The sequence below is a fragment of the Acetobacter senegalensis genome (genome assembly GCF_001499615.1).
In the GTDB taxonomy this organism is placed as follows: Bacteria; Pseudomonadota; Alphaproteobacteria; order Acetobacterales; family Acetobacteraceae; genus Acetobacter; species Acetobacter senegalensis.
Genome location: NZ_LN606600.1, coordinates 109,686 through 136,494 on the forward strand (window position 1 = coordinate 109,686; position 26,809 = coordinate 136,494).

The 26,809-nt window shown below is 59.3% G+C and carries 17 protein-coding genes; 9 read left to right on the forward strand and 8 right to left on the reverse strand.

Annotated elements, in window-relative coordinates; all coding sequences use genetic code 11:
* Nucleotides 1–6: 6 nt before the first annotated feature.
* The 5 genes from ASN_RS00470 to ASN_RS00490 form a co-directional block, all read right to left on the reverse strand.
* Nucleotides 7–1,584, reverse strand: coding sequence for a DHA2 family efflux MFS transporter permease subunit (locus ASN_RS00470; protein WP_006559285.1), 1,578 nt, complete (start codon nt 1,582–1,584; stop codon nt 7–9).
* Nucleotides 1,581–2,756, reverse strand: coding sequence for an HlyD family secretion protein (locus ASN_RS00475; protein ID WP_058986911.1), 1,176 nt, complete (start codon nt 2,754–2,756; stop codon nt 1,581–1,583). The genes ASN_RS00470 and ASN_RS00475 overlap by 4 nt, the downstream gene beginning before the upstream one ends.
* Before the next feature lie 446 nt (nt 2,757–3,202).
* Entirely contained in the window at nt 3,203–5,074 is a 1,872-nt protein-coding gene (locus tag ASN_RS00480) for an ABC transporter ATP-binding protein (protein WP_231948311.1), read from the reverse strand.
* A gap of 66 nt (nt 5,075–5,140) precedes the next feature.
* Entirely contained in the window at nt 5,141–6,364 is a 1,224-nt protein-coding gene (locus ASN_RS00485) for a CCA tRNA nucleotidyltransferase (RefSeq protein WP_058986912.1), read from the reverse strand.
* A 20-nt stretch (nt 6,365–6,384) separates the two neighbouring features.
* Nucleotides 6,385–6,897, reverse strand: coding sequence for a DUF1285 domain-containing protein (locus ASN_RS00490; RefSeq protein WP_227004961.1), 513 nt, complete (start codon nt 6,895–6,897; stop codon nt 6,385–6,387).
* Nucleotides 6,898–7,085: 188 nt separating this feature from the next.
* Between ASN_RS00490 and ASN_RS00495 the strand changes: the two genes are divergently transcribed.
* The 5 genes from ASN_RS00495 to ASN_RS00515 all read left to right on the forward strand — a co-directional run bounded on the left by ASN_RS00495 (nt 7,086) and on the right by ASN_RS00515 (nt 14,984).
* Nucleotides 7,086–8,099, forward strand: coding sequence for an AAA family ATPase (locus tag ASN_RS00495; protein WP_058986914.1), 1,014 nt, complete (start codon nt 7,086–7,088; stop codon nt 8,097–8,099).
* 4 nt (nt 8,100–8,103) lie between these two features.
* The gene (locus ASN_RS00500) at nt 8,104–9,168 is read left to right on the forward strand and encodes a DUF58 domain-containing protein (RefSeq protein ID WP_058986915.1); all 1,065 of its coding nucleotides are present in this window, start codon (nt 8,104–8,106) and stop codon (nt 9,166–9,168) included.
* Nucleotides 9,165–12,110 carry a DUF4159 domain-containing protein gene (locus tag ASN_RS00505; protein ID WP_058986916.1) on the forward strand — a complete coding sequence of 982 codons (2,946 nt, stop codon included), beginning with the start codon at nt 9,165–9,167 and terminating at the stop codon, nt 12,108–12,110. The genes ASN_RS00500 and ASN_RS00505 overlap by 4 nt, the downstream gene beginning before the upstream one ends.
* A gap of 6 nt (nt 12,111–12,116) precedes the next feature.
* A complete protein-coding gene (locus ASN_RS00510) occupies nt 12,117–14,309 on the forward strand; it encodes a hypothetical protein (protein WP_058986917.1) in 2,193 nt (730 codons plus the stop codon).
* 69 nt (nt 14,310–14,378) lie between these two features.
* Nucleotides 14,379–14,984 (forward strand): hypothetical protein, encoded by a 606-nt coding sequence (locus ASN_RS00515; RefSeq protein ID WP_006558985.1) that lies wholly within the window; start codon nt 14,379–14,381, stop codon nt 14,982–14,984.
* A 93-nt stretch (nt 14,985–15,077) separates the two neighbouring features.
* Here the strand turns inward: ASN_RS00515 and ASN_RS00520 are convergent, their stop codons facing one another.
* The 3 genes from ASN_RS00520 to ASN_RS00530 form a co-directional block, all read right to left on the reverse strand.
* On the reverse strand, nt 15,078–16,211 hold the full coding sequence (locus ASN_RS00520; protein WP_006558984.1) for a site-specific DNA-methyltransferase: 1,134 nt from the start codon (nt 16,209–16,211) through the stop codon (nt 15,078–15,080).
* Nucleotides 16,208–16,852 (reverse strand): ribonuclease HII, encoded by a 645-nt coding sequence (locus ASN_RS00525; protein WP_197603349.1) that lies wholly within the window; start codon nt 16,850–16,852, stop codon nt 16,208–16,210. Before ASN_RS00525 ends, ASN_RS00520 begins: the two co-directional genes overlap by 4 nt.
* 110 nt (nt 16,853–16,962) lie before the next feature.
* Entirely contained in the window at nt 16,963–17,268 is a 306-nt protein-coding gene (locus tag ASN_RS00530; protein ID WP_006558982.1) for a CsbD family protein, read from the reverse strand.
* A 111-nt stretch (nt 17,269–17,379) separates the two neighbouring features.
* Here ASN_RS00530 and ASN_RS00535 point away from each other — a divergent pair, with 111 nt between their 5' ends.
* The 4 genes from ASN_RS00535 to ASN_RS00550 all read left to right on the forward strand — a co-directional run bounded on the left by ASN_RS00535 (nt 17,380) and on the right by ASN_RS00550 (nt 26,801).
* Nucleotides 17,380–18,774 carry an MFS transporter gene (locus ASN_RS00535; RefSeq protein WP_058986919.1) on the forward strand — a complete coding sequence of 465 codons (1,395 nt, stop codon included), beginning with the start codon at nt 17,380–17,382 and terminating at the stop codon, nt 18,772–18,774.
* Nucleotides 18,775–19,063: 289 nt separating this feature from the next.
* Complete coding sequence (locus ASN_RS00540; RefSeq protein WP_058986920.1) at nt 19,064–20,329, forward strand: efflux RND transporter periplasmic adaptor subunit; 1,266 nt, start codon at nt 19,064–19,066, stop codon at nt 20,327–20,329.
* On the forward strand, nt 20,326–23,505 hold the full coding sequence (locus tag ASN_RS00545; RefSeq protein ID WP_058986921.1) for an efflux RND transporter permease subunit: 3,180 nt from the start codon (nt 20,326–20,328) through the stop codon (nt 23,503–23,505). The genes ASN_RS00540 and ASN_RS00545 overlap by 4 nt, the downstream gene beginning before the upstream one ends.
* Nucleotides 23,502–26,801: an efflux RND transporter permease subunit gene (locus ASN_RS00550; protein WP_058986922.1), complete on the forward strand. Its 3,300-nt coding sequence runs from the start codon at nt 23,502–23,504 to the stop codon at nt 26,799–26,801. The genes ASN_RS00545 and ASN_RS00550 overlap by 4 nt, the downstream gene beginning before the upstream one ends.
* Nucleotides 26,802–26,809 lie beyond the last annotated feature (8 nt).

Genomic DNA, 26,809 nt, shown 5'->3' on the forward strand with positions numbered 1-26,809 from the left:
CAGCACTTAGTGCGCGGCTCCGGGTTTGCCTCCACCCCTGATCGGGGTGAACAGGAAGCAGAAGGGGATGCACAAGAACGCGCCAATCCCTAGAATCATGAACACTTCATTGTAGGTCAGCATCGCGACCTGACGGCTGAATTCCAGATATTGCACATGCTGGGCAATGCCTTCTGCCGCATGCTCGGTTGCACCACGCGCCTGCGCCACTGTTTTTGCCTGATCAAAGTAATCATTATAGGGCTGATGATACGGGGTCATCCACTGGACCATATGGGCCTGATGTGCCTGCTTCCGCTCCATCAGCAAGGCTGTGGCGCCCGAAATAGCCAGAGACCCCAACACATTTCGGGACATACTGAAAAGAGCCGATGCATCCGCATTCAGGCGTTCCGGAATGGTTGAATACGCAATGGTTGAAAGCGGCACGAACAGAAAGGCCAGGCAGGCCGTCTGGCTCATGCGGAACAGCACCAGATGCTTGAAGTCCAGCATGGGCACCAGATTGGCGGAACTGAACAGCGCCAGCCCCATCAAGCCAAACCCCAGGGCAATCACACTACGCACGCTCATCAACGTCATGAGCTTGCCTACAATGGGAATGAGGACAATCACCGCAATACCACCGGGCGAGAGAATCAGGCCGGAGAGCGTGGCGGTGTATCCCATCACCTGCTGAGCAAACTGCGGAACAATAATGGCGGAGGCATAAAGCAATGCCCCCATGGCCCCCATCAGCGCCGTGCCGACTGCAAAATTGCGATCCTTGAACACGCGCAGATCCACCGCAGGCCGGTCTGTGTGCAAAAGCCACAAGACCGCACCCACCAGCCCGACAACCGCCAGAACGCCCATGACACGAATGAAGTTGGAGCCAAACCAGTCAGCATCTTCACCACGGTCCACCATCACTTCAAGGCAACTGAACCCCAGGGTGATCAGGCTGATACCGATAATATCAATCGGCGCTTTGCGCTTTTGTGCCCAGGGTGGATCTTCCACAACGGTCGCAACCCCAACTGTTGTCAGAAAACCGAAGGGCACGTTGATAAAGAAAATCCAGCGCCAGGAGAAATTATCCGTAATCCAGCCGCCCAGCGTCGGGCCGATAACCGGCCCCACCACGGCGGCAATGGCGGTCAGGCCAAACGCAGCCGCCCGTTTTTCAGGCGGAAAACTGTCCAGAATGATGGACTGCTGATTGGGCTGAAGGCCGCCCCCAAAAAAGCCCTGCATCATGCGGAACAGGATCAGTTCCACCAGACTGGTCGCCATACCGCACAGGAAGGAGGAGACCGTGAACATCACGATACAGATCATGAAGTAGCGCTTGCGCCCGAAGACTTTTCCTAACCACCCGGAAATGGTGAGCACAATGCCATTGGCAACAAGATAGGCCGTCAGCGTCCACGTTGCATCATCATACGTGCTGGACAGGCTACCCGCGATATGCGGCAGCGAGACGTTGACGATGGTGGTGTCCAGAATTTCCATGAACGCCGCCATTGTCACCACAAAAGCGACTGTCCATGGATTATGGGTGGGTTTCCACCCCGCGGCTGCGGCGTCGGCCTGTCCGCTCATTGTGCGGCGGGCTCATGCTCTGGCGTACGGGTGGCTGCGTTATCGTGCGGCACGCCATCCGGCTGTCCGGCCGTGTCCACATGCACAACAGGCACAACGGAAAGCCCCAGAGCAAGCTGATGGTTAGGGTCCAGCCCATCATCAATCACAATCTTCACCGGCACGCGCTGCACAATTTTCACGTAGTTGCCCGTCGCGTTTTCAGGCGGGAAGGCACTGAACGTGGCACCAGTTCCCTTTTGCAGGGAATCAATATGGCCATGCAGCTTGATGGAGGAATAGGCATCCACCTTGATATCAACCTTCTGGCCAGGCCGCATGCGGGTGATCTGCGTTTCCTTGTAGTTGGCCACCACCCACACTTCAGGCTCCACAATGGAGAAAATGTGCTGACCGGCTGAAACGTAATTTCCCTGCTCCACATTACGCTGGGAGATCCAGCCATCATGCGGCGCGCGAATTTCCGTCCATTCAAGGTTCAGGTCAGCACTGTCCAGTTCGGCCTGAGCGTAGCGCACCTGCCCTTCCTGCTGGCTGACCTGAATTTTTGTGTTTTCAACGTTTGGCAGAACCGGTGTGGCGGTCTGCACCGCACCCTGTGCTTCCATAACCTGCGCCTTGGCCGCATCCAGCGCTGCACGGGCGTAATCAATATCCTGCTGGGACGTTGCTGCCCGTTCAACGGAGCGCTGACGCTTGTAATCAGCTTCCGCCTTGAACACCTGAGCCTTGGCGGCGGCAAGATTACCCTGTGCCTCAATCAACCTGCCGGGGAATTCCAGCGTGGCCACCTGATGCAGCATGTCCGCACCCTGCTTGGCGGCCTGCGCCCGGATAAGGGACGCCGCAGCCTTGTCCCGTGCGGCTTTCCAGTCACGCGGGTCAATCCGGGCCAGCAACTGGCCTTTGCGGACAAACTGGTTATCGTTCACCAGCAGTTCGGTCACGTATCCAGCCACATGGGGCGCTACGGAAATGGAACGGCCAGCGGTAAAGGCATCGTCAGTTTCCACCTCGTTACGGGTCAAAAACCAGTACACGCCCGCAGCAATCGCCAGAACCACAATCACGATTGTCAGAATAATCTTGCCGCGCGCGCTTTTCTTTTTCTCGGATGGCTTGGCGCCGGTTTCAGATGCGGCTTCAGCCTGTTCGTTATGGTCGTCGGCCATCCTGTTCCCTGTCCATCAAACGCATACTCATTCAGCAGCCACTTCACCCGCAGGGGTATCGGCTGACCGATCGGTTCGGTCAGTATGTGACACGATCATGAGACAGCATCAAGCGGACTTCACGCAGAGGAAGAGCCTTTGAGCAAAAAACCGGATGAGAGGATCATCAGAGAAAAAGAAATTCCCGGCCACATCACAAGGCCATGCAGCACGGACGGCCCCGCTCCACAAAGCCTGTTTAAAACTGATTTTAAACTTCCAGAACGATCAGCAGAGCGGCCTTCGAGACCATTTCTAAAATCGGGTATTGAGAGCGGATCACGCGTTTTTATAGCCGAAAGGGCTGCGTCCCCTATGGCAGACAGTCCGGCAATCTAAAAAGCGAAGAGACAACATTGTCAGACGTCCGAAGGCGCGCCCTTTGAATACCTTGCTGGAACCACTTTTTAGCGCTCAAGCCCCTGCGTGCGCACAAGGCGGGCGTACAATCCGTCCTGCGTAATCAGATCATCATGCGTACCACATTCCACGGCGCGGCCGTCCTTCATGACAACCACAAGATCTGCTGACCGAACGGTGGAGAGGCGATGCGCTACAATAATCGTGGTGCGGGAATGCCGCATCTGGGCCAGAGCATCCTGCACGGCGGCTTCATTTTCGCTATCCAGCGCACTGGTTGCTTCATCCAGCAGCAGTAGCCGAGGGTCTCGCAGCAGAGCCCGCGCCAGAGCCACCCTTTGCCGTTGACCACCGGAAAGACGCTGCCCACCCGGCCCCACACCCGTTTTATACCCATTGGGCAAGGCCAGAATAAAGGGTTCCGCCGCTGCCGCGCGCGCCGCTGCCTCTACAGCCTCATCCGGTGCGCCCGGTTTACCGATCTGAATGTTATCGCGCACGGAAAAATCAAACAGCAATGGGTCCTGACTCACATAGGCAATGGCATCCCGCAGGCTATCCAGTGTCAGAGTCCGCAGGTCTTCCCCATCCAGCAGAATACGGCCCGATGTCACATCATGCAGGCGCGGGATAAGCGAGAGCGCTGTGGATTTACCCGCCCCTGAAAGACCGACCAGCGCAACCGTCTGCCCGGGCTTTACCTTGAAGCTCAGCCCGTCCAACCCAACGCGGCCATCGGGATACACAAACCCCACATTCTCAAACACCAGTTCCCCATGGCCCGGCGGCAGAGGCACGGCATCGGCCTGTTCCGTTACGGCGGGTTTTTCATCAATTACGTCAAATACGCGCACAAGGCCCGCCAGGCCTTCCTGCAAAGCCGCATTCAGCGCGCCCAGCGCCCGCAACGGTCGGGCTGCCAGCAGAAGGGCCGCCACAAAACCGGAGAAGTCGCCCAGCGTGGCACCGCCCATGGCGGCACGCCACCCTGCAAACCCCAGAACGGCGGCGACCGCAGACCCACCCAGAGCCTCCAGCAGCGGATCAACACGCGCGCGGCCCCGCGTAATACGCAGCATGGCCTGATACAGATGATCAAAAGAAAGTGCTGCCCGCGCCTGTTCCCGCTGCTCCATACGATAAACACGCACGGTGCGGGCCTGCGCAAAACTCTCGGTCAGAAACGCTGCGGTCTCCCCGATTCTCTCCTGCATCCCGCCAGAAGCGCGACGTACCCGCTTGCCCAATTTCTGAATGGGAACCGCCGCAATAGGATACAGCAGGCCCGCAATCAGGCTGAGTTCCCAATCCATGTAGAACATGGACGCAATCAGCCCCACGACCGTCACCACATCCCCCAGCGAATTGACCGCGCGGATCATGGCTTCACGGATGGAAACAGCATCGGTGGTGAAGCGGGCCGCCAGTTTGGCCGGAGGTTCACGTTCAATCCGGGTGATGTCTGTCTGCACCAGATGGTCAAACATCTCACCCTGCAAGCCGCGAATCACCACAAGCACCAACCCTTGGGCGGCCAGTGTCTGCGCATACTGAGCCAACGCCTTGGAGACCGTAATCATCACCACCAGCAGCGGCACCTGATACAGAATGCGGGAATCATGCGCTGAAAACATGTCCAGCGCGCGCTGGATCACCAGCGGGTAGAGAGCCGTCAATGCGGCTGTCAGCACCGTCAGCCCAATAACCGCAACAATCCGGCCCGGATGTTTGCGCACCTGATCCCGCCACAGGCGTTTCAGCAGCACGCGCGTATCATCCGGCACAAGACCACCACGCGGTTTCTTGCCACCAGTCGTCTGCCCGGCTTCCTGCACACTGACAGGAGCCGTGGTCTTGGATGAAGCCGCTGGAATGGGGGCCTGAGCAGGCCGAACGGAAGCCGGATGAGATGACGTCATGCCCGTCCCTCTACCAGCCTCCTGCCGCCACGTAAAAGAGAGAGGCCGTCTTTTCCCTGCTGAAGGTCACTCAAACCCATGCCGCAGACGGTCCAGACAGGCCTCTCGTGATGCCGTGCACCCTTCCGCCATCCACCAGTTCCGCACACGCGCAAGTATCTGCCCCACTGCGGGGCCCGGTGCATGGCCAGCAGCCACAATATCCCGCCCCGCCACCGGAAAAACGGGACGCGGCATTCCCTCAAGGCGTTTACGCAAGGCTTCAAATGCCCGAGCATCAGGCCGCGCGGTTTTTGTCTGCCGGGCCTCAGCATGCGCCAGAAGCGTGGCCTGCCGCAGCCATGTCCGCCCGATCAGAGGGCGTGCTGGCTCATCTGCCAGAAAACGCCGCAAAGCCGCATCCGTGGCATCTGTTTCCGGCACGGGACCTTCCGATACAGCCAGCAGAAACGCCGTATCCGCTCGGGAAAGCTTGAGGTGTTGCGCCACATCAAGCTTGCTGCCCTCCACCAACGCCGCCAGCCGGAGCACGGCATCTGCCGGTGCCCCTGCCTGAACAAGATGTATAAATCGGCCGAGCGCAAAACCCTGAGGCAGAATCACGGAGAGCACTCCGGCCTCTGCCATCATCGCAACCAGTGTGGCTGCATTGGGGCCGGTCAGAATCCGCTGGAGTTCGGACCACACGCGCTCGACCGATAGCCGCATTATCAGCCCCACACGCTGCGTAATGGCCCGCATGGCCTCTGCATCCGGCTTGCCGGTGCCATACCGACCCTGAAACCGAAAAAAACGCAGAATCCGGAGGGCATCTTCCTCTATACGGGTGCCAGCATCCCCCACAAACCGTACAAGACCCTGCGCCAGATCCGCCTGCCCGCCAAAATAATCATGCAGAGTACCATCCCGGCTGCGTGACATGGCGTTGATGGTAAAATCACGCCGGGCAGCATCTTCCCACCAATCCGTGGTCCAGCACACCACGGCATGACGCCCATCGGTTTCCATATCCCGGCGAAGCGTTGTGATCTCATAAGGGGCAGAAGCAATGACCGCTGTAACCGTGCCGTGTGACAGACCAGTGGGCACCACCTTGATGCCGGCTGCCGTCAACGTGTCCTGCACCTGTTCGGGCGTTTCCGGGGTTGCCATATCCACGTCCGCCACGGACCGCCCCATCAGCAGGTCCCGCACCACCCCGCCCACCAGCCGGGCCTGAGGCAACACGGCCCATATCTGCGCAAGCGCGCGCCGCTGGGCAGAAGTCAGCCCTTCACTGCCAGCGTCCATCTCCTTGGGGGCCCTGCCCTTCACGCCATTTTGCTCTCTGCACATAAACGGGCCAGAGGAAAAAAGCTGTCACAGCTCCATACCCCCATGCAGGGAACCCCATTGCAGGTGCCGGGCTCGGCCAGTGCCGCAAGCTCATACCACACGGATCGGGTTAGCCGCGCTTCTACCGGGAACATGCCATCACCGGTGCGCACAAGCAGGTAAGGCGGGCACCCACCATCACCGCAGGCATCAGGCGGAACATCCCATACGGCGCGAATCGGATGCTCACGGCTAGCGATGACCGGTTCATCCACATTGGTGCGAAAACACAGGCGCTGCATGCGGCCACAGCCCTTCCATTCCAGCTCTACCGCCAGAAATGGCACATCTTCCACTTCAATATACCCCGTCTCGAAAGGAGTACGGAGCAAATAGCCGCCTTTTTTGTCTCTGGTCAGCATGGACCCGAACAGACACACCATGGGCTTGCGCTCTATAGGGGTGCCCCGATACAACCAGACCCCATCCCGACGGATCAGAAACGGCAGTTTTCTGGGCTCTTCGCCTGTTTTCGCCGTATCGGGTCCTGCGGTATGGCAGGGAGATCCGCGGTCAGGGTGTGGGCCTTCATCATGCACTGACAGATAATCCTGTTATGACTGTTTCACTGCGTGGAGAATGATATAGGGATCATACCCCGCTTGATGTAAGCCCTGTATCTGCACAGACTGGACCCATGACCGCATCAGACACACAGCCCCAACCCGCCCCGACCCAACCTGATGTGCGTGAGGCCGACCGCCTTTGCGCCCACCTGCAGGCCGTGCAGCAGGAAACAGCCCGCGTGATTTTTGGGCAGGGGAAGGTCATCAACCAGACGCTCACCGCCATACTGGCCGGGGGCCACGCCCTGCTGGTTGGTGCGCCGGGGCTGGGCAAGACCCTTCTGGTCACCACCCTTGGCACCGTGCTGGGGCTTGATGCGCGCCGCGTGCAGTTCACCCCGGACCTGATGCCGTCTGACATTACCGGCAGCGAAATTCTGGACGAAGACGCCTCCGGCCACCGCAGTTTCCGCTTTGTGCCGGGCCCGGTCTTCTGCCAGTTGCTGATGGCTGATGAAATCAACCGCGCCAGTCCGCGCACACAGTCCGCATTGTTGCAGGCCATGCAGGAACGCCGGGTGGCCGTGGCCGGAGCAGAGCATAAACTGCCCCAGCCTTTCCATGTGCTGGCAACCCAGAACCCGCTGGAGCAGGAAGGCACCTACCCCCTGCCAGAAGCCCAGCTTGACCGCTTCATGCTGCAAATTCCCCTCACCTTTCCGGATGCAGAGTCGGAACGCGCCATGCTGCTGGCCACCACCGGCGCGGAGCAGGCTCCGCCCCAGCAGGTTATGAGTGCGGAAAGTCTGATTGCGGCGCAGGCTCTTGTGCGCACCCTGCCAGTGGGTGAAAAAATTGTAGACGCCATTCTGGCGCTGGTGCGCTCCGCTCGCCCTGAAACCACGCAGGACGAAACCTTGCGCGGCCAGATTGCCTGGGGCCCAGGCTCACGCGCCGCACAGGCCCTGATGCTGGCCACCCGTGCCCGCGCCCTGCTGGATGGCCGCCTCTCCCCCAGTCTGGATGATGTGATTGCGCTTGCCCGTCCGGTTCTGGCGCACCGTATGGCGCTCACATTTGCGGCACGTGCGGAAGGCGTGCATCTGGATGATGTGATCACCCGGCTCGTCAACCGGCTGGGCTGACGCCTTGGCACAGTCTGCCTTTTCACCCGCCGCCCTGCTGCGCCTGTTTCGGACCCGGTCTGCCGGACAAAATCTGAGCAGCGGGGAGACCACGCCCTTCACGGCCCCTACCGGCCGCCAGCCCGATACCCGCACGGCGGCAGCACCCTCCGGCGCTGCCTCTGGCGTCGCCAATCAGGCGTCCTCCCTTGCCGCACGCCTGCCGGACCTCGTGATCCGAGCAGACCATATTGCCGCCACGCTGTATGCAGGCCAGCACGGCCAGCGGCGCGCAGGATGGGGAGACACGTTCTGGCAATATCGTCAGGCGCAGCCCGGTGAGCCAACAACACACATAGACTGGCGACAGTCTGCCCGCAGCACCCATGCTTATGTGCGTGAAACGGAAGCCGAATCCGCTCAGACAATCCTGCTGTGGTGTGATCTTTCCCCCTCCATGCAGTGGCGCTCTGCATCCTCTCTGCCTGAAAAACGGGATCGCGCGGTGCTGCTGCAACTGGCCATGGCCGCCTTGCTGCTGCGCAATGGGGAGCGGGTAAAGCTGCTGACTCCCTCCGGCATGGCCCCGTTGCCCGCCAGCGGGACACCGCTGGAACGGCTGGCGCTCGGACTGGCCCATATGGAGCGCACCTCCACACCCTCAGCCAGCGCACTTCCTCCGGTTTCTCTGGTGCCACGCCATGCCCATGTTCTCATTGCCAGTGATTTTCTGTGCCCGGATGAAGCATTGCTATCCTGCCTGCGCCATCTGGCGGGCCTGCCTGCACGGGCACATCTGATCCAGATCGCAGATCCGGCAGAGCTCACATTGCCCTATCAAGGGCGTGTAGAATTTGAGGGGCTGGAGCAACAGGAAGCGCCGGTTGATCTGCCCCATGTGCAAACGCTACGGCAGGACTACGAGAGCCTTGTCACCGCCCGCAATGCTGCTTTAACAGCGCAGGCCGCAACATATGGGCATGACCTTGTTTTACATTGCACGCAGGATGCGCCCCTGCCCACATTGCTGACGCTGCATGGCCTGATAAGCGGCAGATCCGGCAGCCACCGTGAGGGCGCGCGGCCATGATTTTTCTCACGCCATTTGCTCTCCTCGGTCTGGTCACTCTGCCTCTGGTCTGGTGGCTGCTCAAAGCCACCCCGCCTAAGCCACGCAAACAGAGCTTTCCGCCCATCCAGATTCTGCGCGGCCTGCGGCAGCGTGAAACGGATATTGCCCGCTCGCCTTTGTGGTTGCTGCTGGTACGTCTGGCGGCCGTAACGCTGCTGGTTCTCGGGCTGGCGCACCCTGTACTACCGGGTGAGCATGTGCCTACCTCTGGCCACGGCCCCCTGCTGCTGGTGCTGGATGATGACATGCTTTCCGCACCCGGCTGGACGCAACGCATTGCCACCGCGCAAGGATTTGTGGATGACGCAGCCCATGCGGGCCGCCCTGTCCTGCTGCTCCGCACAGCCGCCATACCGGAAGCCCTCGCTGATCAGGACATTCCTCACCCTCGCCCGGCCAGCGCCGTGCAACAGGATCTGAACAGCCCGCGTCCTGCTCCATGGGGCACAGACCGGGCCGCCGTCGCCCATTTGCTGGAGACCCATCCGCCGGCTGACGTGGGCAATGTGGTCTATCTGGCCAATGGGGTCGCCTCCGCCGGTGATGCGGCCTTCGCCAAGGCATTGCGCGCCCAGGGCCCTGTGCAGGAAGTACGTTTTCCCGATGCGCCCGCAGTGGTTCTTGCTCCCGCCCCAGCGCGGAACGGGCCTGTTATTGCCCGCCTTCTGGCTCTGCCCGATCCATCTGCGCCCCGTGCCTTTACCGTGCGTGTTCATACGCAGGATGGCGGGACACTGGCTGTTGTGCCGGTTACGCTTCCGGCCGGTGCGGCCAGCGTAGATGTGCCCGTAGATCTGCCGAACACCGTGCGTAACCGGATTGATCAGGTTGCTCTGGCAGGGCAGTCCAGCGCAGCAGGCACCCTGCTGTTTGATGAAGGCGACCGCCTGCGCCCCGTAGGGCTGATGACCACCGGTGCCGCCGATACGCCTTTGATCGGGCCGCTGTTCTATCTGCGGCGGGCGCTCGCCCCCACGGCAGACCTGCATGAAGGCAACGGTGCGGCCCTGCTGACCCAACCTCTTTCCGTTATTATTGCCCCTGACGGCACACTGGCAGACCCCAGCACACGGCAGAAAATCGCGGAATGGGTTAAAAATGGCGGCACGCTCGTCCGTTTTGCTGGCCCTGCTCTGGCAGGTGAGCACCATGAATCAGGCCAGCCCGCTCCAACAGACGATGCAGATAACGATGGCACCGCACAGCCACCTTCCGGCCAGACGTCAACGGACCCCACGGCGGACCTCCTACCGGTAGCCCTGCTTGATGGCTCCCGCCAACTGGGAGGCACCATGACATGGGGAGCCCCGCAGACGCTGGCGCCGTTTGACGCCAGCTCCCCTTTTCACGGGCTCGATATCCCGGCGGATGTCACCGTCTCGCAGCAGGTTCTGGCCAGCCCCGTGGCGGATCTCGCCGCACATAGCTGGGCCAGATTGACGGACGGCACGCCTTTGGTCACCCATGCCTCGCTCGGCAAAGGTGAAATTGTGCTGTTCCACATCAGCAGCACGGCAGACTGGTCAAACCTGCCGCTCTCCGGCCTGTTTGTGGCCATGCTGCAGCGGCTGACAGATCACGCCAATGGTGTGAGCATTCCTGCCGATGACAGCCTGCTGGCCCCTGTCATGACGCTGGATGGTGAAGGTGTTCTGGGCCCGCCACCGCCGACTGCGCGTGGCCTGAAAGCCAGCGCCTTTGCTGAAACAGATGTCTCACCTGCCCATCCGCCGGGGCTATATGGCCCCCGTGCCGCCCGGCGCGCCCTGAACGTAGGCACCCATTTGGCAAGCCTTTCTCCCGCGCAACCTGTGGGCACACTTACCACCCCGGCAGGGCGCAGACCCGATACACCTCTGGGCCGCTATTGCCTGCTTGCCGCAGCTTTGCTTCTCCTGCTGGATACCCTGATGGTGCTGCTCATGCGTGCTGGTGTTGTCTTTGGCAGAAAACGCCCGCCAACCAGCGCGGCTCTTTCTCTGGCGTTTCTTCTCGCCATGGCATCCCCTGCCAGCCTTTGGGCCGCAGACCGGCATGACCCGGCGCTCGTCCAAGCACAGCAGACCCCGCAGCCTGAACAGACGGTTCCGCCCGCAACGGCCTCAACCCCGACTACTGAGACCGCGCCTGCGTCTCCTCAATCTGGCGATCAAGGAAAGTCCCAGGTTCCGGGGGCGGCGCTGGAAACACGCTTGGCTTATGTTCTGACCGGCCATGACGATGTGGATACTGTGTCCCGGCAGGGCTTGCAGGGTCTGTCGGACTATACCAACGCCCGCACGTCCGCCAAACTCGGCCACCCGGATGGCGTGCGCCCGGGCCAGGATGATCTCAGCTATTATCCGCTGCTTTACTGGCCCATCACGCCCGACGCCCGCACCACTCCGGCACAGACAGCCGCGCTGACCACCTTCATGGCGCATGGCGGTATTCTGCTGATTGACACACAGGGGCAGGATGCCAGCAGCCAGACTGACGGGGAGAATTCAGGCAGCTTTGCAGGCGATGCACCCGGCACCCGGTCCGCCTTGCGGCGGGTGACCAACGGGCTGCCCATTCCTCCGTTGGCCACCATTACAGACCATCATCTGCTGGCCCACACCTTCTACATGCTGCATGATTTTCCGGGCCGCTATGCCGGGCAACCCATCTGGGTGGCACGGGAAGGACAGGCAGAAAATGATGATGTGAGCCCGGTTATTATCGGTTCTGCGGACTGGGCGCATGCTTGGGCCGTGGATGAGGAAGGCAACACCCCCTACGCCGTAATTCCTGATGGTGCGGATCAGCGCCAGCTTGCTTACCGGTTTGGGGTCAACGCCGTAATTTACGCCCTGACAGGCAATTACAAGGCAGATCAGGTGCATGTGCCCATGTTGCTGCAACGGCTGGGAGAATAAACGCCCATGCTGACTCATCTTGCGCAATCCTATGGGTTTGCTCCCCTCGTTCCCTTCTGGCTGCTCGCTGGCATCGGCATACTTGCGCTCGTGCTTTGTGCCTATGCCATAAGCAGGCGCACCAAAGGGGCCGTCCTCCGGTTGGGGGCGGTGCTTTCCCTTCTGCTCTGGCTGTCAGGGCCCCAACGTCTGCATGAAAGCTGGCACGTTCTGCCAGAAACCGCGCTGCTGCTGGTGGATCAATCTCCCTCCATGTCCATCGGGCACAGGGCTGCTCTGGCGCGGCAAGCTGCGCAGGCCATGGAACAGGCTCATACACAGGGCCTGACTCTGCGCACCGTTCCCGTGCGGAATTCCGGCCATAACGGCACGCGTCTGTTTGATGCGCTGGATCAGGCCGCGGCAGATATTCCGCCCGATCAGTTTGCGGGCGCTGTCATGCTCACGGATGGACAGGTATCAGACATTCCCAAATCCATTCCGGAACGCCTGACGCCAGCCGGGCAGAATGGAGAAAAAACCCACCTGCCCCTGCATGTGCTGATCCCGGCCAAAGGCGAGGAAACAGACCGCCAACTGCGTATTCTGCAGGCTCCCCCATACGGTATTGTTGGCCAACCCGCCAAACTGCGTGTGCAGGTGGATGACGCAGGCCCCGGAACCACACCGGGCACACAGGCGGAACTCACCTTGCGCGTGAATGGAGAAGAACCGCTCTCCATACCCGTCACAACGGGTACGCCGCAGGATATCTCCCTGCCGGTGTCCCATCCCGGACAGATGCTGATCAGTCTGGCCGTCTCACCGCTGGCGGGTGAGGTCTCGCAGATCAACAACCAGACCATTACCCGCATGACGGGCATCCGTGACCGCCTGCGTGTGCTCCTGATTTCTGGCACCCCCAATCAGGGGGAACGCGTCTGGCGTCGGCTGCTTAAGGCTGATCCCTCGGTTGATCTGATTCACTTCACCATTTTACGGCCACCGGATAAGGACGACGGCACACCGCTGTCCGATCTGGCACTGATTGCCTTCCCGGTGCGGGAACTGTTTCAGGAAAAAATCAACCAGTTTGACCTCATCATTCTGGACGGATTTGAAAACCAGAACATTCTTCCGCATGCCTATCTGAACAACATTGCCAACTTTGTGCGCAAAGGTGGCGGCCTGTTGCTGACAGCCGGACCAGAATTTGTCGGCCCTGGCACCCTTCAGGATACGCCTGTGGGTGACATCCTGCCCGCACACGTGCCGCTGGAAAATGGCATGGTGGAACAACGCTTCCGCCCCCATCTGACGCCAGAAGGCCGCAGGCACCCGGTAACGGCGGCCCTCCCCGGTGCGCCGCCCACCAACGCGGACTCTGCGGCTCAGACCATTCCGGGCCAGTGGGGGCCATGGTACCGGGCGCTAAAGCCAGACACCACGCATGGCGAGGCCCTGATGAGCGGCCCAGACAACACCCCCCTGCTGGTGCTGGACCATGTGGATCAGGGCCGCGTTGCGCTGCTGTTGTCTGACCAGATCTGGCTTTGGTCCCGTGGAGAGGGCGGCGGCGGCCCGCAGGCCGAACTTCTGCGCCGTATCTCTCACTGGCTCATGAAAGAACCTGAGCTGGAAGAAGAACAGTTGAACGCCAGCATTGCCGGTGGAGAACTCACCGTTACACGGCGCAGCACGGCGGCGGAGCCCCGGCATAACGCTACCGTCACGCCCCCTTCGGGCACGCCTGTCACGTTAACGCTTGATGCTACGACAGCCTCGGCACAGACGCGGAAAACTGGCGCACCTGATGCCGATGGTGGGCAAAGTGGGATCAGCACCGGACATATGGCAGCGGAACAGCCCGGCATCTGGCAGGTGGATGATGGGGCCCACAAAGCCTTTGCCGCACCCATGCCGCCAGACCCGCAGGAATTTGCAGACCTCCGCGCTACAGCCAGCAAACTGCAGGACATGGTTTCAGCCACTGGTGGCGGCATGCTCTGGACGGGGGATACCGCCTCCGCCCCGGCTGTGCCCCAGCTTCAACTGGCAGACGGCCGCACCCTGCACGGCGAGAACTGGTTTGCGTTTCCGCACCGGAATGCTCATGTAGTAACAGGTAGAAGTGCAACACCCCTGCTGCCTGCATGGGTCATGCTGAGCCTGTCGCTCCTGCTGTTGTTTGCCGGATGGTGGCGGGAAGGACGAAGCTGACCCTCAGCTCCTTTCCGCACTCCCACCATTGTGGTAATTTATAAGTGACGTTTCCTGTATGGACAGACCATGACCCGCTCGTTCCGCATTATTCCGGCTGCTCTGGCCTGCAGCAGTTTTCTGGCTCTCGCCCTTCCCGCCACCGGCTGGGCCCAGTCCGCCCGCGAGCAGGAAGCGCAGGCTGCTGCGGAAGAAGCCGCGCAGAAGGCTGAAGCCGCCAAGGCCGCAAAACGCGCGGCTCCTCCTGCAGCCATTCCCGGCGCGGGCGCTGAAGACGACGACGATGGCGAACATTCCAATACGGATATGGAACCCACTGCCGCCCTGTTTGATGCCATCAACCGTGGCAGCATCAGCGCAGCCAAGGAATCCATCAATCGTGGGGCGGATCTTCACAGCAAGAATGTGCTGGGGCAGACCCCGCTTGATATGTCCATCGATCTGAACCGCAACCCCATCACCTTCCTGCTGCTCTCCCTGCGCGGCAATGATGATCGTGTGCGCACGGATGTTGCGGCTGAAACCCGCAGCATGAAAATGGAAAACGGTAGCGGGCATCTGACCATTGGCGGCAGCGCTGGCCGACACGGCGCCCTTCCCCATGAAAGCCGTTACGATACATCTGGTGGCAGACCGCAGCCGGATGTCGGGTTTCTTGGATTTAGCGGCGGCTGAGCCCCCCGCTTTCCTTTTAGTCCGCGCAGTCCGTTCATAAAAAAAAGCCGCCCTATTGAGGCGGCTTTTTTCATATCATGCCATGATACTGGCTCAACCGGCGGCAGCAGCCTTGGCCATGGATGCCGTTGTTTTTGCCTGTTCAAGACTTTCCTGACGCAAGACATCCAGCGGAAGAAACTCGCCATTGCGTTCAAAATGCCAGAAGGTCCAGCCGTTGCAGGACGGCGCATTGGTCAACTGTGCGCCCAACTTGTGGATGGAACCCCGTTTGGCACCACTGACCAGCGTGCCATCAGGCGAAACCGTAGCGCTCACACGCTGTTTTTTGTCACACAGCACGGTGCCAACGGGCAAAAGTCCGCGCTCCACAAGGCTACCAAAAGGCACACGCGGGGCTTCACGCTTGTCCTGCGTGGTCACAACCGCATCATCAGCCAGCGGCGTTTCCCGCGCCACACGGCTCATGGCGGCTTCCACATAATCCGGATGCCGCTCAATTCCGATAAAACGGCGGCGCAACCGGCGGGCCATGGCGGGGGTCGTGCCTGTACCGGTGAAGGGGTCCAGCACCACATCATCAACCGTGGTGGAAGCGAGCAGCACCCGGTGCAGCAAGCTTTCCGGCTTCTGCGTGGGGTGCAGCTTCAGCCCGTGTTCATTCCGCAGGCGTTCATTGCCGGTGCAAAGCGGCAGATACCAGTCAGACCGCATCTGAACATCATCATTCAGCGCTTTCATGGCCTGATAATTGAACCGGTACCGGCTATCCTCGCTCCGGGCTGCCCAGATCAGGGTTTCATGCGCGTTGGTAAAACGACGCCCCCGAAAATTCGGCATAGGGTTGGATTTACGCCACACAATATCATTCAGGATCCAGAACCCCAGTTCCTGCAAAATCGCACCGATGCGGAAAATGTTATGATAGGAGCCGATCACCCAGATGGTGCCATCCTTGTGCAGCACACGCCGCGCTTCTGTCAGCCATGCACGGGTAAAGCGATCATACTCCTGAAGATCGGAAAACTTGTCCCAATCATCATCCACACCATCTACCAGGGAATCATCTGGGCGGCGCAGTTCACCACGAAGTTGCAGGTTGTAAGGCGGATCAGCAAACACGCAATCAACAGAGCCGGAGGGCAACGTGCGCATGGTTTCAACACATTCGCCACGCAGAATCTGGTCCAGAGGCAGTTCCATGCTCATTGATTTTGCGCCGCTCATGCCCGGCCCTCCGTATAAAAATGTTCAATTTGCCGGCGCACAGTGCCGAAGGTTCTACGATGATGCGGGGTAATCCCCGTTGTGGTCAGCGCCAGCCGGTGGGCTGCGGTGCCGTAGCCCGCATTTTTCTCCCACCCATAAGCGGGCCAGCGCGTATCCAGGCGGGCCATGATGCGGTCCCGCACAACCTTGGCCACAATGGAGGCTGCAGCAATGGACAGGCTCAGGCGATCGCCCCCCACCACTGTTTGCGTGCTGCATCCAAAATCGGGCGTTTTGTTACCATCCACCAGCACATGATCAGGCAAGCGCGGCAGCCGGGCCACGGCGCGCTGCATCGCCAGATGAGCCGCATGATGGATGTTCAGGAAATCAATTTCGGCAGTTGAGGCTGCGCCAAGCCCGATTTCAATACCGGGCACATCAGGCAGGCGGGCCGCAATGGCCTCACGCACTACCGGTTTCAGTTTTTTGGAATCATCAATAATAACCGCCAGATCAGCGGGCACGCCTGCGGCAAAGACTACGGCGGCGGCGACTACGGGACCAGCCAGCGGGCCACGGCCCACTTCATCTACTCCGGCGACACGTCCGCCATGTTGCTGTTCCCGCGTAAAATCCGGCATTGCCCCTCTTTCCATCGATTTGGTGCGACTCGGCAAAAAATACCGAGTCGCACCAACTGCGACTCCGTGAGGCAAGGAGAATCACTTTTCACCGCTCAGCGCAAGAGTCGCGGTGCAGGAAATTTTCAGGAACGCTTGCCGCGCGGGAACACCAGCCAGCCGATCAGCAGACCAAACACGGACACAATACCCAATGAAAGCAAAGGCTTATCACGCACAAACGTGACAGCTTTTTCTACCACGCCTTCCCCTTCCTCATACAGGTCAGCAAATTCCTGCTGCGCCATGCCGGAGAACTGATCGAACTTGCCTTCTGCCTGAAGACCCAGATCGCCAGTCAGGCCGCCAGCCGCATCCTTGATCCGGCCTTTTGCGTCTTCGGCAACGCCTTCAACCTTGTTTGCGACCGTTTTGAGTTTATCGTCAGCCATAGGCTTTCTCCTTGTTTTTTGACCGCATTCTTCCACCCGGCGGCTCTTTTGGGGCCATCCGGGCCACGGTCTTCTGTTGCATCAGAACGCAAAAACTCGTCTCTGACTAGCATGCTGTCTGTCAGTCGTGTTCATCTCACCGCCCTTATCGTCGCATCCATGCTGTTCATGGAGCAGCTTGATGGCACCATCCTCTCAACCGCCCTGCCATCCATTGCTAACAGTTTGCATGTGGATACGGTTGCAACATCCGTTGCGCTAACCTCCTACATCATAGGGTTAGCCATATTTATTCCCGCTTCCGGCGCGTTGGCAGACAGGCTGGGCAGCCGCACGGTTCTCAGTTGCGCCATCATTATTTTCGTTTTGTGCTCCGTAGCCTGCGGCTCGGCGCACAGCCTCCTGTTTCTGGCTTGTATGCGCACTTTGCAGGGCATTGGGGGCGCGCTCATGGTCCCGGTCGGGCGTCTTGTCGTGCTGCGCAGCACGCCGCGGGAGGAGTTGGTGCGCACCATGACGTGGATGATGCTCCCCGCAACGCTTGGTCCGCTCATGGGGCCTGTGGTGGGTGGGTTCATCACCACCTATCTGTCTTGGCGGTGGAATTTTTACCTCAACATCCCGGTCGGCATTCTGGGGTTCATCCTCACCCGCCGTTTCATCCCAGAGGTAAAAGAGAAGGAGCCCCCGCCGTTTGACCTCACGGGCCTGTTTCTTGCAGGCGGCGGCTTGGCCGCCCTTTCTGTCGGCACGGAACTGTTCACCCACAATCAGGGATCAGCCACGCTCCTCCTGTCGCTCTTTCTGGGGGGCTTTGCCTTTATGGGCGGGTACGGTTTTCACGCAGCAAGATTGAGCACCCCCCTGCTTGATTTCAGGTTGCTGGCCATTCCCACATTCCGCATCTCTGTGCTGGGCGGTGCCGCCTCGCGCATTGCCGTGGGGGCGTTTCCCTTCCTGCTGCCTGCTTTTCTGCAAATCGGGTCCGGGCTGACGGCGGCCCAAAGCGGCATGGTCACCTTCATTGCCCCTGTGGGAGCGCTCGCCATGCGTCCATGGGTGCCCGCGGTGCTCAAGCGCTGGGGGTTTCGCCGAGTGCTTATGGTGAATGGGTTTTCAGGCGGGATTCTCTCCATCCTGATTTCCAGCTTTCATCAGGGTCAGGCTCTCTGGCCGCTCTACCCCATTCTGCTTGCCGCAGGCATGGCACAGGCCACACAGTTTTCGGCCTACAACACCATTGCCTACGCAGATATTCCCGCCAGCCGCATGAGCGCCGCCACCAGCTTTTACGCAACCATGCAGCAACTGATGCTGTCCTTGGGCATCTGTATCGCAGCAGGCACGCTTACTCTCTCCGGCCTTCTGCATGGGCGCATCGAACCAACCTCCCACGATTTTGCAACCGCCTTCATTGCCGTTGGCGTCATCTCGTTACTGGCAGTGCCTGCGGCCGCCAGCCTTAACCCCAATGCCGGCGCAGCACTCAGCGGCAAGAAGGAATAATGCTCAGCCCTCTGCATGATTTAAGGCGCAAAAGGGGCGGAATTTTTTAAGTTTTTATTTATAGTTTTTCTTTTCCGCCCGAACCCTTGGACCATGCCCTTATTCTGGTATACGCTCAGCGCATTCTGATGGGCAGTCGGAGGTATGTCTGCCTTATACTTGTTTCTTAATGGTATCGAATCTGGCATAGACAACCGCCTATACCGTTTCTGTTCTCGGGCAGGCAGTGGGATGAGCCTCCCTGTCTGTTTTTTTCAACATTTAATTAGGTGAACGACCCGCGCGCCCCATGGATAACCAGACCACGGACCCCCGATCCGATTCACCCACGCCTCCTCGCTCTTCCAGCAGAAAAAAACGTCTTATCTGGAGCGGCGTCGCCGTTGCCGGTGTTTGCGTGCTGGCATTTGCGTTCCTGCGCCCTCATGGCACACAAAACACTGGCACCAGCAAACATCATCGCCGCCACGCTGTGCAGCAGACCTCTGACGGAGCTGATGCCCAGCCCGTAGCCGTTGAAGCCGTTAAAACCGGCGCCATGCCCGTTGTGCTGACCGAACTTGGAACGGTGGTGCCCGTCACCAACGTGACGGTCCAGACCCGTGTGGAAGGCTATCTGACCAAGGTCCTGTTCACGGAAGGTCAGCATGTTCACAAGGGCGATCTGCTCGCCGTGATTGATACACGCCCGTATGAAGTCCAGCTTGCGCAATATGAGGGCCAGCTTGAACGGGACAAGGCCGAGCTTGCCCAGGCCCGGGTGGATAACGCCCGTTACCAGCGCCTGATCAAGCAGGACAGTATTGACGCCAAAACGGCGCGGGATCAGGAATTTACCGTCGAGCAGATGGAAGGCACGGTCAAATCCGATCAGGCACTGGTCGATAACCAGAAGCTGCAGCTCACCTACTGTCATATCATCGCTCCGGTGGACGGGCGGATCGGTATTCGTGCGGTTGACCAAGGGAACTACGTTGCGGCAGGTCAGTCTGGCGGCCTCGCCATCCTGACGCAGATGCAGCCCATTTCCGTCATTTTCACACTTCCGCAGGACCAGTTGCCGGACGTGGCGGAACAACTGCGCGCCAAGGGCTCCCTGCCTGTTGAAGCATGGGACAGTTCAAACACCCACAAGATTGCCGATGGTACCGTCAGCACGCTTGATAGCCAGATTGACACCGCAACCGGCACCGTGCGCCTGCGTGCGCTCTACCCCAATACGGATGAACATCTCTTCCCCAACCAGTTTGTGAACGCACGCCTTCTGGTCAAAACGCTGGAAGACGTCATTCTTGTTCCCGCCACGTCTCTACAGACCGGCCCCTCCGGCCAGTTTGTGTATGTGGTGAAGGCAGACAACACGGTTGAAGTCCGCCCCGTGACGGTTGGCATTTCAGACGGCAACCGCACGGTTGTCAGCGGTGGCCTGAAAACCGGAGACCGCGTGGTAACGGATGGCACCGATCATCTGCGCGCTGGCATCAAAGTGACAATCCCGGCGGTTACTGAAACTGCCGAGAAATCTGACTCCTCATCAGGTGCACCTGCCCCGTGAATCCCTCAGGTCTCTTTATCCGCAGGCCGGTTGCCACCACGCTGCTGATGCTCGCCATTCTGATGGCGGGCCTGCTTGGCTACCATTTCCTGCCTATCTCCGCCCTGCCGCAGGTTGATTACCCCACCATCACGGTAGAAACATTCTACCCCGGCGCAGGCCCGGATGTGATGGCGACCTCCGTTACCGCGCCGCTGGAAACACAGTTCGGCCAGATGCCCGGGCTGGATCAGATGACCTCCCGCTCCTCTGGCGGGGCCTCTGTCATTACCCTGCGGTTCAACCTGACCATGTCCATGGATGTGGCCGAGCAGGAAGTTCAAGCGGCCATCAATCAGGCCAACTCTCTCCTGCCGACTGACCTGCCAGCCCCTCCCATTTACGCCAAGGTCAACCCGGCCGATACACCAGTGCTGACCTTGGGCATTACCTCCGCCACGGTGCCCCTGCCGGAGGTAGAGGACTATATCGACACCCGCCTTGCGCAGAAAATCAGTCAGATTTCGGGCGTTGGGCTGGTGACACTTTCAGGCGGCAACCGCAAGGCCATTCGCGTACGGGTGAACATTCCCAAGCTCACCTCCTACGGGATTGATCTGGATACGCTGCGCACCACCATTGGCAACGTCAACGTCAACTCCCCCACCGGCACGTTTGATGGCGCAACCCGCGCCGCTACCCTGCGCGTGGATGGGCAGATCACCTCCATTGATACGTTGCTCAATCAGGTTATCGCTTATCAGAACAGTGGCCCCATCCGCATCCGGGATGTCGCGTCCGTTGTAATCGGTGCGGAAAACACCCAGCTTGCTGCGTGGTCCAACCTCACCCCCGCCCTGATCATGAGCGTGCAGCGGCAGCCCGGCGCGAACGTGATTTCCGTGGTGGACAATATCAAGGCCACCCTGCCCGTCCTGCGCAAATCCCTGCCGCCAGGCATTGATATTGTGCCGCTGACAGACCGTACCACCACCATCCGCGCATCCGTTGCGGATGTGGAGTTCGAACTCTTTCTGGCGCTGGTGCTTGTTGTTGCCGTCATTTTTGTGTTCCTGCGCAATATCCCGGCCACCATCATCCCCAGCCTGTCCGTGCCGCTCTCCATCGTTGGCACGCTGGCCATCATGTATCTGCTCGGCTTCTCGCTGGATAACCTCTCGCTCATGGCGCTGACCATCGCCACCGGCTTCGTGGTGGATGATGCCATCGTGATGATCGAGAACATCTCCCGCTACGTGGAAGCTGGTGAAGACCGCATGACTGCCTCCATCAAAGGGGCGGGAGAAATCGGGTTCACCATTATCTCGTTGACCATATCTCTGATCGCGGTGCTCATCCCGCTGCTGTTCATGGGCGATGTTGTGGGGCGTCTGTTCCACGAATTCGCCATGACACTGGCCATCACCATCATCCTGTCCGCCGTGGTGTCCCTGACGCTTGTGCCCATGATGTGCGCCCGTATTCTTACGGAACGTCCGCATGATGAAGCCAGCGCCACAACGGCATTCCAGCGCTGGTCGGCCCGGATGGAAGTGGCCACGGAAAAGCTGATCGCCGCCTATGACCGCGCGCTGGATGTTGTGTTGGCCCACCGGGTGCTGACGCTGATGGTGGCCGTCGGCACACTGGTGCTGACTGGGGTGCTGGCGTTTGTCATCCCCAAAGGGTTCTTTCCCGAGCAAGACACGGGCGTCATTCAGGGCATTTCCGTTGCGGCCCAGTCCATCTCCTTTGAGAGCATGAAGACACACCAGCAGGACCTGGCAAAAGTCATCCTGCAAGACCCGGATGTGGTTTCCCTGTCCTCCTTTATCGGGGTGGACGGGCAGAATGCCACGCTCAATCAGGGTCGCTTTCTGATCAACCTGAAAGACCATGATTCCCGCTCCAGCAGTGCCGCGGAAATCGCGCGCCGCCTCTCGCAGGAAACAGCACAGGTTACGGGCATCAAGCTCTACATGCAGCCCATTCAGGACCTCTCGCTGGACACAACCGTCACGGCTACCCAGTACCAGTTCCTGCTAGAAAACCCGGATTATGATGCGTTCAAGACATGGATTCCAAAGCTTTTGGAAAAACTGAGGGCTGAACCCTCGCTCTCTGATGTCACGTCTGATCTTCAGGCTCAGGGGCTGGTGGCAAAAGTCACGCTCGACCGCACAACTGGCGCACGGTATTCCATCACGCCCCAGACCATTGATAACGTGCTCTATGATTCCTTTGGTCAGCGGCAAATTTCCACCATCTACACGCAGTCCAACCAGTATCGTGTCATTCTGGAAGCTGATCCCCGCTTCCAGAGCAGCCTGTATTCCCTCAACCAGCTTTATCTGCCCGGTATCAGCGGCAATTCCGGTGAAAGCGCATCCGGGCCGACCCGGTCTCCCACGTCCGGACTGGTGCCACTGGCGGCGGTCACCACGGTCTCGCACGAAACCGCACCGCTGCTGATCACCCATTTCGGACAGTTCCCGGCCACGACCATCTCCTTCAATCTGGCCAAGGGTTATTCGCTGGGTGACGCCACTGCCGCCATCCAGAAGGTGGAAAAGGACATCAACCTACCTGCCTCTTTCCAGACGTCCTTTCAGGGAACGGCAGCCGCGTTTGAAGGCTCGCTGAGTAACGAACTGTTCCTTGTGGCTGCGGCACTGGTGGCGGTCTATATCGTGTTGGGCATTCTCTACGAAAGCTTCATTCACCCTGTCACCATTCTGTCCACCCTGCCCTCCGCCGCCATTGGTGCGCTGCTCACGTTGTGGGTGGCTGGCGCGGGTCTGGATGTCATGGGCATTATCGGCATTGTGCTGCTGATTGGCATTGTGAAGAAAAACGCCATCATGATGATCGACTTCGCGCTTGAAGCCGAACGTGAACATGGCATGGACTCTCTGCAATCCATCCGGCAGGCAGCCACCCTACGTTTCCGCCCTATTCTCATGACCACCCTGGCGGCCATGCTGGGTGCGGTTCCCATGGTCATTTCGCAGGGCACGGGGTCTGAACTGCGATACCCGCTGGGGCTGGCCATTATCGGGGGGCTGGCCCTGTCTCAGTTGCTCACGCTCTTCACCACTCCGGTTATCTATTACACGCTGGATACCTGGGCACACCGGTGGAACACGTGGCGGCAGCGCGGGCATACGCTTCCCCCTTCTGAGCAGACCGCACCGTGAACTTCAGCCGGATCTTTATTGATCGGCCCGTCGCCACCATTCTGATGACTGTGGCGCTCCTGCTTGCCGGAGCGCTGGGTTACAGAAGCCTGCCAGTAGCGGACCTGCCGAATGTCGACTTTCCCGTCATTCAGGTTCAGGCCCGTCAGGCTGGTGGCTCGCCGGAGGAAATCGCCAGTTCGGTGGCCGCCCCGCTAGAGCGACATCTGGGCCAGATTGCAGACCTCACGGAAATGACGTCGCAATCGTCCCAGAACACCACGCGCATCACCCTTCAGTTTGCCTTGTCACGGGACATCAACGGGGCCGCGCGGGATGTTGAGGCCGCCCTTCAGGGGGCCCATGCAGACCTCCCCTCGTCTCTCCGCCAGAACCCCAGCTATTCCAAGGCCAACCCTAACGGCGCACCCGTTCTTATTCTGGCCCTGACATCGGACATCCATACGCAGGCGCAGCTCTACGATTATGCAACCAACGTTCTGGTGCAGCATCTTTCACAGATCCGCGGCGTTGGTCAGGTGGAAATCGGGGGCAGTTCGCTCCCGGCAGTGCGTGTGGAAATCAATCCGCTGCCGTTGTACCGTTACGGGATCGGATTTGAAGATATCCGTGCGGCCCTTGCTTCCGCCAATGCGCACGGCCCCAAGGGCATTATTGATCAGAACGGCACACGCTTCACCCTTGATACCAATGATCAGGCCAGAAGTGCCCAATCCTATCGGGATCTGATTATTGCGTGGCGTAACAGCCGCCCGGTACGGTTGTCAGATGTGGCAACTGTTGTGGACAGCGTTGAAGACCGCCGCAATGCTGGCTACTTCAATAGCGCTCATTCTGTTCTGGCCATTGTTTTTCCGCAGGCCGGGGCAAACGTTATTGAAACGGTTGATGAAATCAACGCCAAACTCCCCATGCTTCGTGCCGCCCTGCCCGGCGGTGTGGACCTGCATACGGGGCTGGACCGTTCACTGACCATTCGCGCGTCTCTGGCGGATACCCAACTTACCCTCGTGATATCGGTCGTGCTGGTGGTGCTGGTGGTGCTGGGGTTCCTTCATTCCGTCCGCATGACCCTTATCCCGGCCATTGTGGTGCCTACCTCCATTATCGCCACCTTCGGCGTCATGCGGTTTCTCGGCTACTCGCTGGACAATATGTCCCTGATGGCGCTGACAGTCTCCACCGGTTTTGTGGTGGATGATGCCATTGTGGTGATGGAAAACATTGCCCGCTACATTGAGCAAGGCCTGTCCCCGCGTGATGCGGCGCTAAGAGGCAGTAATGAAGTTGCCTTTACAGTTATCTCAATTTCCATCTCGCTGATTGCGGTTTTCCTGCCCATCCTGCTTCTGGGCGGTCTGGCTGGACGCCTGTTTCATGAATTTGCCATGACAGTCTCCATCACCATTCTGATCTCCATGGTGTTGTCTCTAACCCTCACCCCCATGATGGCAGCGCAGCTTCTGAAACCCACAGCCCCGCATAAACCTTCAAACAAGGTAACGCAGTTTCTCATCACGCTGACCACAAACCTGCTGGACAGCCTGCAAAGAGGATATGAGCGCTCTCTGAATACTGCGCTGAAATACAGCAAGATTGTCATTCTCTCCCTGCCATTTACGCTTGTTGTCATTGTGGCGCTTTTCATCAGCATGCAGAAAGGGTTCTTCCCGACTGAAGACACTGGCCTGCTGATGGGTCATTTGCAGGGAGATCAGAACATCTCCTTTCAGGCGCTCTCCAAAAAACTGATAGAAGTGCAGAAGGTTATCAAAACTGACCCGGATGTGGAGAGCGTTGCCAGCTTCATGGGGAGCCGCGGTTCATCCAACTCCGCCAACATGTTCCTGCAACTCAAAGACAAAAGCGAAAGAAACGATACACCAACGGAACTGATTGCCCGCATTGAGAAAAAACTGAGTCATATGGTCGGGGCCCAGTTCTTTCTGATGCAGCCGGGTGCCGTGCGCGCAGGTGCGCGCCAGAGCAACGCATCTTACCAGTACACCCTTGAAGGAGAGGATGCGTCCGAAGTTTATCAATGGACGGACAAACTCCTCGCTGCGCTGGCCAAACATTCCGAACTGACTGAGCTGTCTTCAGATGTTCAGCAGGGTGGGTCCGCCATTGATGTGGATATTGATCGAGACACATCCTCCCGCGTCAGCATTACGCCGCAGCTTCTTTCCAACACGTTGTATGATGCGTTTGGTCAACGTGCGGCGTCCGTTATCTATAACCCCTTGAACCAGTATCGCGTGGTTATGGAAGCCGACCCTACCTATTGGTCAAACCCCAACAGTTTGATGCAGGTGTGGGTCAGCGTATCCGGCGGCTCGGCCGCAGGCGGCACAGCCTCCAACACGGTACGCGTGCGCAATACAACTGGCAGGGATTCCTCTGGCAGCAGTTCCGCCTCAACGTTAAGCAGTGAATCCTTCAAGAACCAGATTGCTAACTCACTGGCTGGCGGAAACAGCGTGTCCACAGGGTCCGCCGTTTCCACATCGTCGTCCGCCATGGTGCCACTTACGCTGGTTTCCAAACTCAGGCCGTCTCAAACGCCCCTCTCCGTCAACCATCAGGGGCAATCGGTCGCCTCGACCATTTCCTTCAATCTGGCCAACGGAGTTTCTCTCAGTGCTGCCACACGGATTATTCAGACTGCGCAGGTTGAACTACACATGCCGCCAACCATCCATGGCAGCTTCGCTGGCAACGCGGCGCAGTTTCAGAAAACCGTCAACAATGAACCCATTCTGATCCTGGCAGCACTGGCTGCGGTTTATGTGACACTTGGGGTGCTTTATGAAAGCTATGTTCACCCCCTCACCATTCTTTCCACCCTGCCCTCCGCAGGTGTTGGGGCCCTGCTGGCCTTGCAACTGGCCGGAGAAGAATTTTCTCTGATCGCCATGATCGGTGTTATTCTCCTGATCGGCATTGTGAAAAAGAACGCCATCATGCTTGTCGATTTTGCCATCGCAGCCGAACGGGAGCATAATCTTTCTCCGCTTGAGGCCATCCACACAGCCTGCCTTCTGCGCTTTCGCCCGATCATGATGACATCCCTCGCTGCTGCACTGGGCGCATTTCCATTGATCATCGCCAATGGCTATGGGGCCGAACTTCGCAGGCCTTTGGGGATCGCCATTGTCGGCGGGTTGATCGTCAGTCAGGCGCTCACCCTCTATACAACGCCTGTGGTTTATCTGATGTTGGATACCCTGCGCCTGCGCTTTAAACAGATAAAGATCCGGCCCTTTTTCTTCTCCCGTAACCCGCAAGATACCTGAAGTTTTCC